This is a genomic window from Microcoleus sp. FACHB-1515 (assembly GCF_014696105.1).
Taxonomy (GTDB): domain Bacteria; phylum Cyanobacteriota; class Cyanobacteriia; order Elainellales; family Elainellaceae; genus JAAUTJ01.
In genome coordinates this window covers 57,848-73,193 of record NZ_JACJPO010000038.1, presented here as the reverse complement: position 1 = coordinate 73,193, position 15,346 = coordinate 57,848, and the positions used below count along the sequence as shown (strand labels likewise).

General features: G+C 54.9%; 12 protein-coding genes. 3 read left to right on the top strand and 9 right to left on the bottom strand.

The features are described from left to right. Positions 1–152: 152 nt before the first annotated feature. The gene (locus tag H6F67_RS12865; protein WP_190766967.1) at positions 153–599 is read left to right on the top strand and encodes a response regulator; all 447 of its coding nucleotides are present in this window, start codon (positions 153–155) and stop codon (positions 597–599) included. A 26-nt stretch (positions 600–625) separates the two neighbouring features. Here H6F67_RS12865 and H6F67_RS12860 read toward each other — a convergent pair whose 3' ends face one another. The 4 genes from H6F67_RS12860 to H6F67_RS12845 form a co-directional block, all read right to left on the bottom strand. Continuing rightward, complete coding sequence (locus H6F67_RS12860; RefSeq protein WP_190766965.1) at positions 626–1,297, bottom strand: biopolymer transporter ExbD; 672 nt, start codon at positions 1,295–1,297, stop codon at positions 626–628. A 24-nt stretch (positions 1,298–1,321) separates the two neighbouring features. Next, positions 1,322–2,038 carry a MotA/TolQ/ExbB proton channel family protein gene (locus H6F67_RS12855; protein WP_190766963.1) on the bottom strand — a complete coding sequence of 239 codons (717 nt, stop codon included), beginning with the start codon at positions 2,036–2,038 and terminating at the stop codon, positions 1,322–1,324. 253 nt (positions 2,039–2,291) lie between these two features. Next, positions 2,292–3,788 carry an MFS transporter gene (locus H6F67_RS12850; RefSeq protein ID WP_313926820.1) on the bottom strand — a complete coding sequence of 499 codons (1,497 nt, stop codon included), beginning with the start codon at positions 3,786–3,788 and terminating at the stop codon, positions 2,292–2,294. A gap of 208 nt (positions 3,789–3,996) precedes the next feature. Further along, entirely contained in the window at positions 3,997–7,500 is a 3,504-nt protein-coding gene (locus H6F67_RS12845; protein WP_190766961.1) for a response regulator, read from the bottom strand. 420 nt (positions 7,501–7,920) lie between these two features. Here H6F67_RS12845 and H6F67_RS12840 point away from each other — a divergent pair, with 420 nt between their 5' ends. Further along, a complete protein-coding gene (locus H6F67_RS12840; RefSeq protein WP_313926819.1) occupies positions 7,921–8,643 on the top strand; it encodes an N-acetyltransferase in 723 nt (240 codons plus the stop codon). 386 nt (positions 8,644–9,029) lie between these two features. Then, on the top strand, positions 9,030–9,638 hold the full coding sequence (locus tag H6F67_RS12835; RefSeq protein WP_242020617.1) for a hypothetical protein: 609 nt from the start codon (positions 9,030–9,032) through the stop codon (positions 9,636–9,638). Here H6F67_RS12835 and yvcK read toward each other — a convergent pair. The 5 genes from yvcK to lpdA all read right to left on the bottom strand — a co-directional run bounded on the left by yvcK (position 9,635) and on the right by lpdA (position 15,190). Beyond that, a complete protein-coding gene (gene yvcK, locus H6F67_RS12830; RefSeq protein WP_190766959.1) occupies positions 9,635–10,984 on the bottom strand; it encodes a gluconeogenesis factor YvcK family protein in 1,350 nt (449 codons plus the stop codon). The two genes, H6F67_RS12835 and yvcK, sit on opposite strands and share 4 nt — an antisense overlap. A 230-nt stretch (positions 10,985–11,214) precedes the next feature. Further along, complete coding sequence (locus tag H6F67_RS12825; protein ID WP_190766957.1) at positions 11,215–12,405, bottom strand: hypothetical protein; 1,191 nt, start codon at positions 12,403–12,405, stop codon at positions 11,215–11,217. 150 nt (positions 12,406–12,555) lie between these two features. Further along, complete coding sequence (locus H6F67_RS12820; protein ID WP_190766955.1) at positions 12,556–12,807, bottom strand: DUF5340 domain-containing protein; 252 nt, start codon at positions 12,805–12,807, stop codon at positions 12,556–12,558. 33 nt (positions 12,808–12,840) lie between these two features. Further along, a complete protein-coding gene (trpC, locus tag H6F67_RS12815; protein ID WP_190766953.1) occupies positions 12,841–13,731 on the bottom strand; it encodes an indole-3-glycerol phosphate synthase TrpC in 891 nt (296 codons plus the stop codon). Positions 13,732–13,735: 4 nt separating this feature from the next. Continuing rightward, positions 13,736–15,190 (bottom strand): dihydrolipoyl dehydrogenase, encoded by a 1,455-nt coding sequence (gene lpdA, locus H6F67_RS12810; protein WP_190766951.1) that lies wholly within the window; start codon positions 15,188–15,190, stop codon positions 13,736–13,738. Between the last annotated feature and the right edge of the window lie 156 nt (positions 15,191–15,346).

The following is a 15,346-nucleotide window of genomic DNA, read 5'->3' as shown; positions in this document are numbered from 1 at the left end:
GAAGGCGATTGCGGCAATTCGCTTCTATTATGCCGCGATCGCCTTTGAGCCGCGTGATTTCTCGATTCCCTCAAGCGAACAGTAAGATATTTCTATCTGGGATAGCGTTTGGAGAAGATTGCGATCGCGCTGCCCACTACAAAGGAACGACGATGACCGATCAGGTGATTTTGCTCGTCGAAGACAATCACAAAGATGTCTTCCTCATTCAGCGAGCCATTCGCAAAGCTGGAATTACAACTTCGGTGCAGGTCGTCAACGATGGCGATGCCGCGGTGCAATATCTCGCTGGAGAATCGCAGTTTAGCGATCGCACCCTTCACCCGCTGCCCGTTTTGATTTTGCTTGATCTCAAGCTGCCACGCCGTTCTGGAGCCGAAGTTCTCATGTGGCTGCGCCAACAGCCAGAACTTAAACGCTTGCCCGTCGTGGTACTCACTTCCTCGCAAGAATATACGGATGTCAACCAGCTTTATGACCTGGGCGTCAATGCCTACATGGTGAAGCCGCCGACATTCGACAATCTTGTGGAAATCATCAAAACGCTCAACCTGCACTGGATCGTCTTCAACGAAAAGCCGCAGACCAATAGCGCCTAGGAGCGCTTTGAACCCAGTAGACCCTACTAATTTTTTGGCAGTGGATTGGTCGGTGAAGCTCCGGGTGCGGCGGTTCTGGGCGTGGCGGTTCCGGGTGCGGTAGGAAGCGTGGGGACTGGGGAGGGCGTTGCGCTGCCCGGAGTCGGAAGCGGAGATGCGCCAGGAAATAAATTTTGATTGGGATCGAAAGGATCGATCGCTCCCCCTGGAATGTTTGATCCCGGTAGTCCTGCGCCCGGAGCGGTTTGCGGATTGGTGGGCAGAAGTGGCTCGTTGGGCGTTGCGATCGGCGTTGAGCCGGGCAGCGTGGCGAGGGCAACGCGATCGCCCCCAACCGATCGCAACAAATCCAGCACACCCACAACATCACTATATTGCGACTGCTGCGAGGCATACAGCACAATTAGACCGTCGGGCTTTTGCTGGTTATATTCGGTCAGCGCTTGCTGAAGCTGGTCGCGAGTGACGGGCTGCTGGTCAATGTAGGTTTGGCCGATCGGGTCAACGCTGACGATGAATAAATCGCGCATTTGAGCAACGCCTGTCGAAGCTCTGGGCAAATCAACGTTGATTGCCTGCTGGCGCGTTAAACCGAGCGCAGCCAAAATGAAAAACGTCAAAATGCAGAAAACCACATCGATCAGCGGAACAATTTCGATGCGGACATCGGGGCCGGAGGTGTCTTGCTTGAGCTTCATGGCGATCGGGTGTCGAGGGTCAGCTTAGATAGGTTCAGTGCCTTCAATGCGGGTTTCGGGATCGAGGGGGGGAAGGACGCGATCGCCCGAATCAAAGTTGCGATCGCGTCTGCGGTGGCTGCGTGCCCAGTGGTTGCGGTAGAGCAGTTCTAGCTCGTTGCCGGACGATCGAAAAATTTTGGCCTGACCGTAGACAAAGCTTTGAAACAGGCGGTAGAAAGCGAGAGTGACGATCGCCACAATCAAGCCGCTTGCCGTACTAATCAGCGCTTCCGAAATGCCCAGCGTTACGCCTGCGGTTGAAGACGTTCCCAAGTCGCCCAGCCGAACTGAACTCAAGGAAGCAATCAGGCCAAGCACGGTTCCCAACAGGCCAAGCAGCGGCGCGATCGCGATCGTAGTTTCCAGCACTTTGTCGCCTCGGTGCATCGCGGTCAGTTCTTCATCTGCACTCGCTTCAAGCGCAAGCTGAAACACTTCTGGCTCTGGATCTTCTAGCTCCAGGGCGGAATAGAGGAAACGTCCGACTGGCTGATCGCTCGACTTGCGCGAAATTTCGGTAGCGGCCTGCCAATCGTTGCGGGCAGCGTCGATCACACGTCCGGCGATCGCCCGCTGGCGGCTGAGAATTCGCCACCAAAACCACAGCCGCTCGATGATCGTGCCCAGCGTCAAAATCGACAGCACCAGCAGCGGCCACATGGCAATTCCGCCCCGCTGAAACGCTTCAGTAATATTCATGTTCTACCTCCCTCACTTCGCTCGCGTCCCTTTCCAAGGCATTTCAATTTTAGAGACTTAATACCCCGCCCGACGCATCATTTCCGGTTCGATTTGTTCTAATTGTCACTTTCCGCAGAATTTAAATGGTGCAATCGCGCCGCGCCTGCCGATTCATCTGCTGCTGATCTCGACCGTTGGAGCACGTGGAGGTTCCGATCGCGAAATTAGGATCGCGATCGACCTGACAAGTTCAGCTCTTTGCCCTTAGTTTTCAATCTTCGTTCACACGCTCTAACTTCTTGCCCGGAAAAAGCACCTGCATCACCTGGTTCAGCGATTGACCGTGCCGCTCATGCACAAAAATCAGCGGCAGTAGGGCAACCAGTCGCACCACGCTTGAGAGGGCAAACAGTCCGGGCAAGCCGCCGTAATTTGCAAACTGCGTGAGTAGGCCGCCAGTCGTTGTGCCGATCGCTCCGCTCACGCCTGCCACTGCTGCGGCGATCGCAAAAAAGCTGGCCTGATTGCGCGTCGGAGCCACGCCAATCTGGAGATTGTTGCTGCATAGATCGATCGCCGCCCAAGTGCCGCCTGTGAACAGATGCAGCGCAGGCAACCACAGCCACAGCGACCAAGCATTCGTACTCGTGCCCAGCCACAAAAGCGGCGTGATCGCCACCAAAATGCCGCTCAGCAGCAAAAGCGGACGGTTGCCGACGCGATCGGCAATGCGCCCCCACACCACCAGCATGATCATGTTTGCGCCTGCGGCAAGGCTGTTGTAGAGCGTTACCCAGCGAATATTCAGGCTGAGATTATCAAGCAAGTACAAATTGAAAAAGGGCGCGCTCAGATTCACCGCAAACATCCAAACGCTGATGTAGAGCAAAAATCTGAGGAAGTTTGCATCTTTGACAACATCGAACCAGACCGGGGAATTGAGCGTTTCGGCTGGTTCTGATTGCGCGGAAACTTGATGCTGCACTTGTGGATTGACATCCACCATGAAAAACTGAAAGCTCAAGCTGACGATTCCCGCCACGATGCCGAACAGCAAAATGATTCCGTAGCCTGCAATGCTGCCACCGCGCCATGCCGACACCAGCCAGCCTAAAATCGGCACGGATAAAAGATTGGTGAGACTGGCCGCACTGTTGCGGAAGCCAAAATAGCGACCGCGCAAGCGCCGAGGAACGAGAACCGCCAGCCAGCTTAGCCAAGCCGCACTGCCAAATGCGCCTAGGAAATGAGTGACAAAGACGATCGCCAGCGTCCAGTTGACAAGCTGATGCGTGTCAACTTTGCCCCAGCTAAACAGGGCGATCGCCCCGACCAGAATTAGCCACAGCAGGCGCGAGGGGCCGTAAATCCACAGGCAGTAATAGTGGCGGCTGGTAGAGCGTTCTGAAAAATAAGCACCGATCGGCTGCAACAAATTCGCCAGCATCGGAATCGACGCGAGCATTCCAATTTCGACCGGGGTCGCGTGCAGTTCAACCAGAAAGTTGCTCAGCAGCACACCGCCCGCAATGTTCGAGAAAATAGTGGCAAACACGCCGTCTGCGGTTGAGGCGCGAAGGCTGGTGCGAATAGCGGCTTTGGACGTTGCAGGGCTGAGTGCAACGGGCGGCGTAGTGGAAATCGATCGAGACACAATCGCGCTATTCTTGGGCGAAATCACGTCAGCGGGCAAAACATCCATGCTTATGCTTAAAAGTTGACGGAGCGGCATCGCCTCAAGCTGGCCTGGCACCAACCTCAGCCCCACAAGGCTTTAGATTGGTCAATACAAATCATAGACGAAGTAAGATATCAGCCAATACTTAGTCTACTCACCTTGACGACCCTTGCAGCATAAACGGGGATCACTGAATTTCACACCTGCCTATTGAAAGGGATATCGACTGTATCGATTGAACGTTAGAGTGGTGTGTCCGAAGACAAAGTGGCAAGTTGGCTTTGCCTCAGATGCAAGATCAAGATGCGGCTTTGGCCGTTGCTTCAGAGGGTGTGGCCTCTTCAGAAACGGCTTCATCGACATGAATTGCAAAGGTGAGCACCGTTTCATCCACGCCTTTCAGTTCAAGCGGGCTGAACTTGGTGATCGTGTCTTGGTCGAGGTAGTCGGCAACCGCAGCGGAAACGAGGATGCAGCTTGGTTCAGCCGCTTCTTGGATGCGAGCCGCAATGTTGACGCTGGGGCCGATCGCCGTGTAGTCGGCACGTTCTGCCCCGCCAAACATGCCAACCACCGCTGTTCCCTGATGAATGCCGCAGCGAAACTGGACGCGATCGATGCCCAGCTTTGCCCAGCGGTCGTTGAGGCGATCGAGGGCGCGATACATCTGACGAGCGGCGGCGATGGCACAGCGAACTTGCTCATTGGGGCTGGTTTCTTCAGGAGCGCCAAAGATCGCCAAAATTGCGTCGCCCATGAACTTATCGACCGTGCCGCCCTGCTCAAAAATGGCGTGCGTCATTTCGGTGAGATATTCGTTGAGCAGTTCGGCGACGCGGCGCGATCGCAAAGTATTCGAGAGCTGCGTGAAGCCGATGATGTCGCTAAACAAAATCGTCACCATGCGCGGCTCCGGGCGTAAATCAAGCGCGAGTTCGCCCTTGGCGGCTTTTTCCACCAACGAGGGCGGCAAGAATCGCTTCAACACCGATTCAGTCAGGTAGGTATTCAGTTCAGCGACGCGCCGTTCGTTGGCTTTGAGCGCAAGCAGATTGCGAACTTCGGCCAAGAGTTCGCGAGCGTTAAACGGCTTCGACAGATAGGCATCTGCGCCTTGCTCCACGCCTTCGAGTCGCGTGTCTTCGTCAGCTTTAGCCGTCAGCAGCACGATCGGCGTGCCCTGCGTCGTTTCATCTTGCCGCAACATTTGGATCATTTCCATGCCCGACACTCCCGGCATCATCAGGTCGGTGATGATCAATTGCGGACGCTGCGACTGAGCACAGTTGAAGCCTTCTGCCCCGTTGCGAGCCGTCAAGACCTGATAGCCCTGCTGCTGCAAAATGCTGGCAACATAGTTACGCAAATCGGTATTGTCATCGACAACGAGAATCTGGGCGCTGGTGTGGCTCAGCGGCGTTGCAGGTGAGAGAATCACAGGCACGCTGTCGGGCACGACCTCAGAAGATTCAAATTCAATGTCGGCCAGTTCGATCGCTGCTCGGCTATGTTCAGTTTCAGCAGGCACTTCGATCACCTGCTCGGCAGGCAAATGGGCGATTCCGGTTTGCAGCCAGACGGTGAAAACTGTCCCTTGGCCGTAAGCCGATTCAACCGACACTTTGCCGCCGTGCAGTTCCACGAGTTCCTTGACGAGCGCGAGTCCCAAGCCGCTGCCTTCAAAGCTGCGATTGGTCGAGCCATCTGCCTGCCGAAAGCGCTCAAACAGATAGGGAATCTGGTCAGGCAAAATGCCGATTCCCGTGTCTTTCACTTGAATCAGGCAGTGTTCGCCTGCGGGTCGCACCGTTACGATGATGCTGCCGCCTGCGGGCGTAAACTTCATCGCGTTCGAGAGCAGGTTGTAAATCACCTTGTCGAACTTTTCCAAGTCTAAGTAAACGGTTGGCGCATCAATCAGTTCAGTTGAGAGCGCGATCTGCTTTTTCTCGCAGTAGTGCTGGAACGAATCAACCACCTGAGAAACGAATTCCACCAGGTTGGTTGGGCGAAAACTTGGCTGCATCCGGCCTGCATCGAGCCGCTGCAAGTCCAAAAGCTGATTCACCAGCCGCAGCAGACGGCGTGAATTTCGCAGAGCAATGACAGATTGATCGTGGGTCAGTCCTTGGCCTTGGGCGACTGCCGACTCCAGCGGCCCGATCGTCAAGGTCAGCGGCGTGCGAAATTCGTGCGAAACATTTTGGAAAAACTCGGTCTTTTGGCGATCGAGTTCCAAAAGCTGCTCGGCTTGCTGGCGCGTTTTTTGGTAGAGGCGCGATTGCTGCACGGCGATCGCCGCCTGAGCCGCCACCGCCTGCGCCAGTTCGATTTCTTCCGGCTGCCAGTGGCGCGATTGCTGCGTTTCGCGCAGCGAAATACTGCCGATGATTTTGCCGTCCGAAAGCAGCGGCACGACCAGTAGAGCGCGAGCAGGCGATCGCAGCGGTAAATCCTGCACGTTCATTTCTGGGTGCAAGCTCAGATCGTCAATGATGACGGGAAACTGCGTTGCCAAAAGCTGCTGCGAGACGGGATTGCCTTCGATCGGCACTCGCGACTGTGGCAACTGCTGCGGGCGCTGCGCGGCCTGATCGTCGTGCGTGTAGCTGCCCGTTTCCGAATTCCAGCCGTGCCACTCGATCGGCATGTCGTGTTCTTGGCTGGCGTCATATAGGCCGACGCACTGCACAAACTCATCGTCTTCTGTCCACAAAGACAGCGCACAGCCGTCTGCGTGCAAAGCTTGACAGAGCTTTTGGGTAATGGCAGCGAAAATATGCTGGGGATCAAGGCTCGATCGAATCGCCGTCGTGATTGTATTGACAAGGGCTTCTCGCTTTGCCAGAGCTTGAACGCGCTCATAGGTGCGAGCTTGCGAGAGCGCGAGGGCGGCTTGGTCGGCAACGAGTTTGACAAGCTGCACGTCGTGCGATTCCCAGGTGCGGAGGCTGTATTGATGCAGGGCAATGACGGCCATCAGTTCTTGCTGACAAATCAGCGGCACGACCAAGCTCGATCGAATCTGGGCAGCTTGATAGGCTGAAATGCGATCGATTTGCTGGGGATCGCTTGCCAATTCCTGCTCGGCGTTGTTGATGACGTGAATTTCTTGCGTTTCCCAAATCGTGTGCGCCAGCGTGCCGATCGTCTGAGTCGATCGCACTTCGGCAGGCGTTGCGGCTGCTTCAGCCGATTCTGACGCAGTGTAGACAAACCATTCTGGCTCGGTGTTCGCTTCTTGAGCAGGCTTGAGCACGCAGCAATCGACTTCGAGCGTTTGGCCGACAGTGGTGGCGATCGTTTGCAGAATTTCGCGATAGCTCAGCGCACTGCGAATCGTGCTGGTAATGTCGTTGAGCAGCGATTCTTGACGCAGCGTTCGGCGGAGCTGCTGCGTTTGCGTTTTGAGGACGTGGTGCGCGGCGGCAGCTTGGCGAACAACGGCTTTGAGTTCTTCGTCATCCCAAGGCTTGGTGACATATTTAAAGACTTTTCCGGCGTTGATCGCTTCAACCAAATCTTCAACGTCGGTGTAGCCCGTCAAAATGATGCGGATGATGTTGGGATATTTGGTGGCCGTTAGCCCCAAAAATTCTGTGCCGCTCATCGAGGGCATCCGCTGGTCAGAGATAATGACCGCGACTTCGCCTTCTTGCTCTAATACTTCAAGCGCGGCAGGGCCACTTTCTGCCCGCAGCACTTTGAACTCACGGTGAAAAGTGCGGTAGAGCAAATCCAGGTTGTCGGGTTCGTCGTCAACAACCAAAAGTTTAGGCTTATTGTTAACTGGGGATGTCATGCACCGCGCTCCTGCCCGACGGCAGTTGAATATAAGATTTTCCGCCGAACTGAATGTTGCCCAGGCCGATCGATCGATCGTGCCAAGCACAGCGTCTTTAATAAACTTAGGTTTCCCATTTTTGAGCAAGCGGTAGCTGGCTCAAGCGAAGTTCCAAGACGATCACGATCGGCAGCGCACCCCATCAACCCCGATGCCCTTGTGACAGGTCGGATAAACTTTGTTCTACACCCATTCTGATCATAGACACAAAGATTTGCCAAACCTGCCAGTGCGATCGCGCAAAAGGAATTTTTCGGTTGAACATTCAGCGATCGCTAGCGATTCTAAACTCGTTGTAGCCAAAACGACCAGAATCGACAAATCTCGCTGCCGATTGCTCGATCAAACAATCGGTAGCCGATACACTAGGAAATCAAAGTGCTCGGTCTGGGCGGCGATCGCTTCAGCCAGCAAGAAGCACTGCTCTGTTCATCACTATCTCCATACCGTTTTCGCGATCGCTGCTCCGGATGGCAGCAACGCAACTTTACCCCGATGGCAATTTCCCCTCAAGATATTTCTGCGGCAAATGCCGATCGTCCTGCGTTTTTGATTCGGGCAGCCCGTCCGCAAGATCTGCACAACCTTACAGATCTGCTCGCTCGCAGCTTTCACTCGCAAGATGGCTTTTGGGGTTGGACTTATCCGCTGCTGCGGCTGGGTATTTACGAAGATTTACGCAATCGCATTGCTGCGCCTGCCCCGCATCAGGTGTTTCTCGTTGCCGTCCCCCCGATCGTTCAGATCGAGCGATCGAACGCTGCCGTGCCGCTGGCAGGCGGCGTGGAAATTGCCCAGCGGCGATCGCTGTGGCACTCGCGCCCCGATCGATCGCTGTATATCTCAAATTTGGCAGTGGCAGCGGACTATCGGCGGCAAGGCGTCGCCACGCAGATGCTCGCTGCCTGTGAGCGAATTGCGGTACGCTGGAAAATTCCAGATTTGTATTTGCACGTGATGGAAGACAACCATGCTGCCCAGCAGCTTTACGATCAGGCGGGCTTTGAACTGCTGCGAGCCGATGGTGCACTGGCAAGCTGGTTCGGTCAACCCCGTCAGCTTTATCTACACAAACATCTGCCGAGATCGCTGTTTTCTTAAGTATTTTTTCGAGGTTGGCGATCGCGGCGGTTTCACGTAAATTCCGCAAGCCGCTCCGCCGCAAAGTACGGCATAAGAAGTTTTTACACACCTCGATGAAGATTTTATAGACTCTTCATCTCGCCTTCAAATTCCTTGACGGTCATTGCGCTCCAGCTTTATTTTGTTTCCATAAAATAGGAATTAGGACGGAAATCAAGTTTTGTATCTACCAGTTCAATCCACTCGATCATTTCAGCCAGTGCTGTTGTTCTCGTTCATTCTCGGCTCCGTCTGAAATTGTCTAATTCCGTTGACGCCCACTCACTGTGTGCCGCCGATTTGCCCCAGCGCAATTTGCGAATAGACAGCTAGAAAGTCAGCAGCGCTACCTCACTGCTTCCGCAATGGCCCAAATTTTTCTTTCGCATCAAACTACGCCCCCATCCGCCTCGTTCGATTTGTCCAATAGCGGTGCTAATTCCCGCACGGCTGTGGCACAATCCGAAGCAAAAACCGACCCCAAATTTGCATCCAACCGTCATGATGAAGAGGCATCGATTGCTGAATGTGTTGAGGTGACAGACATCTTGAGCCGAATCAAAAGCGGTCAGTTGCTGCTGGTGAACAGTCGCCGCCGCAACGGGCTGATTTTGTATAAAAGCTACTACGCCGAATTTGCAGGGCCAGGAGCCGTTGTGGGCGGTGTGTTTGACAAAGACTGCCAGAAAGTGATTGCCGTTGGCGATCTATCGCTGGTTCCGCCGGAGTCGCACGAAGAACGCCAAAAAGCCTATCTGATTCGCCGTCAGTGGATTCGCTTGACGCAGCAGTTTACCGACCAGTCAGTGCCGCTCCAGCGTGCCCAGATGATTTTGACTCAGTTTGAAAACTATTTCGATGCGGGCACGATCGCCAGCATTCCCGACGAAGCCTTTGCCCTGCTGGTTGGCGTTTTGCCGCAAACCGTCCGCAGAGCGCGTCGCCCGCCCCGCCAAATTCGCCCATTTCGCTAGCTGCGGCTGTACCAGCGCAGCAAAATTCTTGCCAGTCGATCGCTGTCGTGCCTGAGCTGTCCGGTACGATCGTTTTCCTGCATCACGTTGGCAATCACGATTCGCCGTCCGGTTTGCAAAACCGCTTCGCGATCGAAATAAACCGGATGCGAATTTTCCTGTGCATAGCGAATCAGAGCTTGCGCGGAAGGCGTTTTTTTCTGAATCAAAACGGCATCAAACAGCTTTTTGCCACAGGTGCGATCGATCGCCGCAATGTGATCCGAGACGGTGTAGCCCTGCGTTTCACCGTGCTGCGTCATGATGTTGCAGACGTAAATACGCGGCACCTCGCGACGGGCGATCGCCTCAGTAATCTCTGGCACAAGCAGATTCGGCAACACGCTCGTGTAGAGCGAACCCGGCCCGATGATGATGTAGTCCGCTTCTTCGATCGCTTGAACGGCGCGGGGCAAGGCAGGCGGATTCGCAGGCGTACAGCCAAAGCGGGCGATCGTTCCTCCCGCCTCGGTGATGTTCGATTCGCCTTCGATCAAGCGGCCATCCGTCAATTCTGCCCACAGGCGCACGTCGGCCAGCGTTGCGGGCAACACTTGACCGCGCACGGCGAGAACTTTCGAGATGGCGGCGATCGCCCGCTCCAGATCTCCGGTCACTTCGCTCATCACGGTCAAAAACAAATTGCCGAAGCTGTGCCCGCTCAGCCCGTCTCCGGCCTGAAAGCGATACTGAAACAGTTCAGTCAGTAATTTTTCCTCGTCCGCCAGTGCCGCGAGACAGTTGCGAATATCTCCGGGCGGCAAGACGCCGATTTCGCGCCGCAGTCGCCCGGATGAGCCGCCGTCATCCGCAACCGTGACGATCGCCGTAATGTTCGCACTGTAAGCCTTCAGCCCGCGCAGCAAGGTGGAAAGTCCAGTTCCGCCGCCCAGCACGACGACCTTGGGACCGCGATGCAAGCGGCGATGCGTCATCAGCACATCAATCAGTTCTGCATCGCCTTCAGGCATCAGCACTTCAGTAATCGCGCCCAGGCTGCGCGTTTGTCCCCAGAAGATGAACAACAGGCCAATGGCGATCGCGATCGGTCCGCTGACATGGCTGGGCAGCACATTGGTGATTGTATTGAGCAGCCGACCGATGAACCGCGTCAGATAAAAAACCGGAGTTTGGTTCGTCCAAATTGCCGCGCCCAACGCGACCATCAGCACGCCCGCCACGCTCATCAGCAGCCAGCGCTTCACCGACAGCCCTGGCGCAAGCCACTTAAACCAGCGCTGCACGCGCCCGTTTGACTCGCGCGATTGCCTTAACGCGCGAAGCGCTTGTTTAAGAATGCTAGACATTGCTGACACACGCAAAGAAAAGAACGCTCAACGATACGCGACTTGCACCCGATCGATCGCTGCCAAAACCGTAACTCAATTTCGGTGAATTTTGCCGCAGCGAATCACAGAGATATTAAAGCCTGGGCGATCGATTGCAAAGGGGAAATGGAAATTGAATGTCGAACGTCGAGGATCAGCACAGAGGAGCGATTGTGGCTGGATGATGGGGACTAAGTACTCTAGCGCATTTAGGATTTGCTGCGATAGGCTCGTCGTCGTACCAGAAAATCGGGCAGATCGATCGACTGAAATCGAGGTTTAGTGGACGGTAGCTCGTCATCGGCAGCGGGCAACAGCGGCTCGATTGCCGCCCACACGCTTGCCACTGTGCTGCCCGAATCGATCGCGCCTCGCAGCAGTTCGCGTAGCTGCAAAAGCTGAGTTTGACTGGTCGTGTAGCGGTCTTTCCAGTGCTGCACGGCAGTTTCGTATTCTTCGGCTTGCCGCGCTTGTTGCAAAATTTGCTCTTGCATTTCTGCCGCTTCACGCTCCATTGCTTCGATTCTGGCGTGATTGCCCGCGCGATCGCCTTCTAATTCCTGATAGTTTTGCTGCCAGACCGCTTGCTGCTTGAGCAAGCGATCGAGTTGCGTTTCAAGTTCTTCGACTTTGCCTTGCGCGATCGCCAATTCCTGCTGCAACTCAGTTTGCATCAGCGGTTCAAGCGAAAGCTGCGTGACGCCATTCGCGGTGAGTTGCGCTTCCAGATTCGCGAGGCTGGCCTGATGCTGATTCAGACTAAGGCAAAGATTGCGAATTTGCTGCTGAGCGGCGGCAAGCTGCACTTCTAAACTGGCCGTTGTCATGCGGCTGGTTAGTGATTCCGATTCGAGTTCAAGAATGCGCTGCTGACGCGAATCAAGGGCGATCTGCAAATCTTGAAGCTGCTTTTCCAAGCGGCGGCGATGGGCGTAAACTTCGGCTTGATCTTGGGCAAGGCGCGATCGCAACTGCTCTAACACGTCCTGCTGACCTTGGGCGATCGATTCGGTCGTACTCAAAACTGACTGCACGGCCTGATCGCGAAGTTCGCCTTCGCTGGCTTGCGCTTCAATCAGTTGCCGCTGCTGATTCAGTTGCAGTTTGAGACGCGCGATCGCCTGCTGCTGCACATAGGCAAACTCCTCTGTCGTTGCCAACTGCGCTTCAAGAAACGCCTGATCGTGAACTTGCAGCTTCAGATCTTCAATGCAGGCCAAAGCTTGGTCAAGCGCTTGTTCAAGGTGATAGATGCGGCCAACCCGCTCATGGTCGAGCGTTTGCGCCTGCGCCAGGTCATCGAGCAAAGCTTGATAGGCGGCGGCAGAAATCGCACCGTCAGGCGGCAACTCGATCGCCACATCGTTTGTAGACCAAACCGCTTCGTCCGGGCGTGACACTCCACAACCTCCCACAAGCACCGCACTTCAATCCAGCAGCCACAACGGGCACATCACTTTCGGCGCGGCACAAGCCAAAAGTCTTCGCTACAGTCTACAGGATTGTTTCAAATCTTGGGCGATTCTACGGAAGATTTTGAAAACTGCGCGTCACACCGATTTTGGCGGCAGGGGTGCGGGTTTCTGCTCGTTCAGCGACCAGCGGTAATCGATCGGTAAATTGGCGCGGCGGCAGCTTTCTTCCAGGTGCTTTTGCTGGGCGAAGGCTTTGCGTAGCGTGATAATCAGTTCTTGTACCTGTTCTTGCTGGGGCGATCGATTCAGCGCGAACATCGTTTGCCGCTCCAAAAGTTGCAGCACCAGTTCGTAGTGGATATGAGAGGGAAGAGGAATTGGCTCCATGAAACCCAACGATGTTCCTAAGAATGATTGAATCTAGGCGGAAGGCATGAACAGCGATCGAATCGCCGCAGCACAATCAGGTTGCTTGACGATGGATTCGCCAATCAGAACCGCAGTTGCACCAGCTTGGGAAACCTGCTGCAAATCCACTGCGGTGTGCAATCCCGATTCGCTGACAACGGTAATTTGGCGAGCTTGCAGGTCAGCGGCGCGATCGCGCAACAGATCGCTTGTTGTTTGCAGGCTGACTGAAAAATCTTCTAGGTTGCGATTGTTGATTCCGACCAGTTTCACGCCCTCAATGGCAAGGACACGATCGAGTTCGGCTAATGTGTGCACCTCCACTAATGCCGTCATGCCAATTGCATTGACGATCTTTACAAAGTATTGCAGATCTTGGTCGGATAAGATGGCTGCAATCAGCAAAATTGCGTCTGCACCCGCTGCTCGCGCTAGATAAATTTGATACGGGTAGATGACAAAATCCTTGCACAATAAAGGAACTGAGACGGCAGTGCGAATCTGCTGCAAATACTCGAAACTGCCTTGAAAAAAGCGCTGATCGGTCAAAACGGAAATGCAGGCTGCGCCGCCTTGCTCGTAGGCTTGAGCGATCGCGACGGGATCAAAGTTCGGCTGAATGACGCCTTTGCTCGGTGATGCTTTCTTGACTTCGGCAATTAGGGCAGGCTGCGTTCGGGCATTTTTCAGGGCGGCAATGAAATCGATCGCAGGGGCAGTTTTGGCGACTTGCTTTTGCAGTTCGATTAACGGAACGCGATCGCGCCGTTGCGCCACTTCGACTTCTTTGTGCCACACAATTTCTTCGAGAATATGGCGCGGTTCCGCATCCGGCATCGCGACCTGATAGCGCAAAATATCGACCGCAACAGCGGGATTGGGAGGACGACGACGAATTTGCATTGATTTAATGAGTAGTGACGGCGCGTTTGTAGGCTTCGTCGAGGACTTCTGAAAGGGTTGGGTGCGTGTGGACAAGAAAAGCCAGTTCGTGAACGGTGCGCCGCTGAGCGATTGCATTGGCCGCTTCTTGAATCAAATCTGAGGCGTGAAGCCCAAAGATATGAGCGCCCAACACTTCCCCGGTATCTTGACGGTAGATCACTTTGGCGATGCCGTCCGTTTCGCCTTCGGCGATCGCCTTGGAATTGCCCTTGAAGTACGTCCGCACCGTACCCACTTTGAAGCCTTCTTCCTTCGCGAGTTCCTGCGCGGCAGGTTCGCTCAAGCCAACAAAGCTGACTTCGGGATGCGTGAAAGCAGCAGCGGGAATGCTGCGGTAGTCTACCTGACGAGCGCGTCCGCAGATATTTTCAACAGCGGTGATTCCCTGGGCAGAAGCGGCATGAGCCAGCATCAGCTTTCCGGTCGCGTCCCCGATCGCCCACAGATGCGGCACAGGCTCTCCGTCACTCAAAACGGCCATTTCGTCGTTGACCGTGATGAAGCCGCGTCGATCGGGTTCTAGCCCAACCGATTCCAACCCTAAATTCTGCGTCGCGGGAATCCGACCTGTCGCCACCAGGCAAGCGTCTACTTCCAAAATTTCAACAGTTTCTTTCGTCTTTGCATCCGCCAGTTCAATCACGACGGGCGATCCCGGTGTGACTTTTTTCGCCAGCAGTCCGACTTTGGTTTCAATATCGCGGGGCGCAATCAGCACGCGCTGGGCAAGCTTGGCGATGTCAGGATCAAATCCGGGCATCAGTTGCGGCAGCGCTTCGATCATCGTCACTTCGCTGCCGAGTGCCGTGTAGATGTCAGAGAATTCCAGACCGATGTAGCCGCTGCCGATAATTGCAACCCAAGGCGGCAACCAGTCCAATTTCAGGCCATCGTCGCTGGTGAACACGGTTTTGCCGTCGATTTCAATTCCCGGTGGCACAAACGGCACGGAACCCGGAGACAAAATGATGTCTTGTGCGGTCAACGTCTTTTCGCCTTCCGCCGTTTGGACGGAAACTTTGTGCGGTGCGGCCAGCTTGCCCCAGCCTGTGATTACGTCTACGCCCAAGCGCTTGAGGCTGTTGCTCATGTCGCCGCGAATTTTTGAGACGAGGTTGCTGGCGTGGTTGGCGATCGCTTCCCGCTCAAACACCACATTCTCGACTTGAATGCCAAACGATTTGAGATGATGGGCATTTCGCAACTCGCGCACACGACCCGAAGCCGCTAGCAGCGCTTTGGAAGGAATGCAGCCGCGATTGACGCAGGTTCCGCCCATGTCTGCCGCTTCAATGATCGCCGTCTTCAAACCGCAGCTAACAGCGTGCAGGGCGGCTCCATGTCCACCCACGCCCGCGCCGACAATGATCAAGTCGTAATCAAATCCGTTCACTGCTATTCCCCGTAGGTGTTGCATTCCTTCATTAATTTTCAACTGGAGACGGTCAATTCGACAATGGGTGTCGGCGGGTGGGTATCCGGCGGCGGCAAGCGTCTTCTTTCCAAACCTTCTGCCTTTCCACGCAAGCTTGCCACCATTCGATCGCGACATTTCCGAAAATTTTCGCTACTT

Bases quoted from the DNA above. Each gene is read 5' to 3' on its own strand.
- H6F67_RS12865 (WP_190766967.1), top strand. From the start codon at position 153: ATGACCGATCAGGTGATTTTGCTCGTCGAAGACAATCACAAAGATGTC.
- H6F67_RS12860 (WP_190766965.1), bottom strand. From the start codon at position 1,297: ATGAAGCTCAAGCAAGACACCTCCGGCCCCGATGTCCGCATCGAAATT.
- H6F67_RS12855 (WP_190766963.1), bottom strand. From the start codon at position 2,038: ATGAATATTACTGAAGCGTTTCAGCGGGGCGGAATTGCCATGTGGCCG.
- H6F67_RS12845 (WP_190766961.1), bottom strand. From the start codon at position 7,500: ATGACATCCCCAGTTAACAATAAGCCTAAACTTTTGGTTGTTGACGAC.
- H6F67_RS12835 (WP_242020617.1), top strand. From the start codon at position 9,030: ATGGCCCAAATTTTTCTTTCGCATCAAACTACGCCCCCATCCGCCTCG.
- yvcK (WP_190766959.1), bottom strand. From the start codon at position 10,984: ATGTCTAGCATTCTTAAACAAGCGCTTCGCGCGTTAAGGCAATCGCGC.
- H6F67_RS12820 (WP_190766955.1), bottom strand. From the start codon at position 12,807: ATGGAGCCAATTCCTCTTCCCTCTCATATCCACTACGAACTGGTGCTG.
- trpC (WP_190766953.1), bottom strand. From the start codon at position 13,731: ATGCAAATTCGTCGTCGTCCTCCCAATCCCGCTGTTGCGGTCGATATT.
- lpdA (WP_190766951.1), bottom strand. From the start codon at position 15,190: ATGCAACACCTACGGGGAATAGCAGTGAACGGATTTGATTACGACTTG.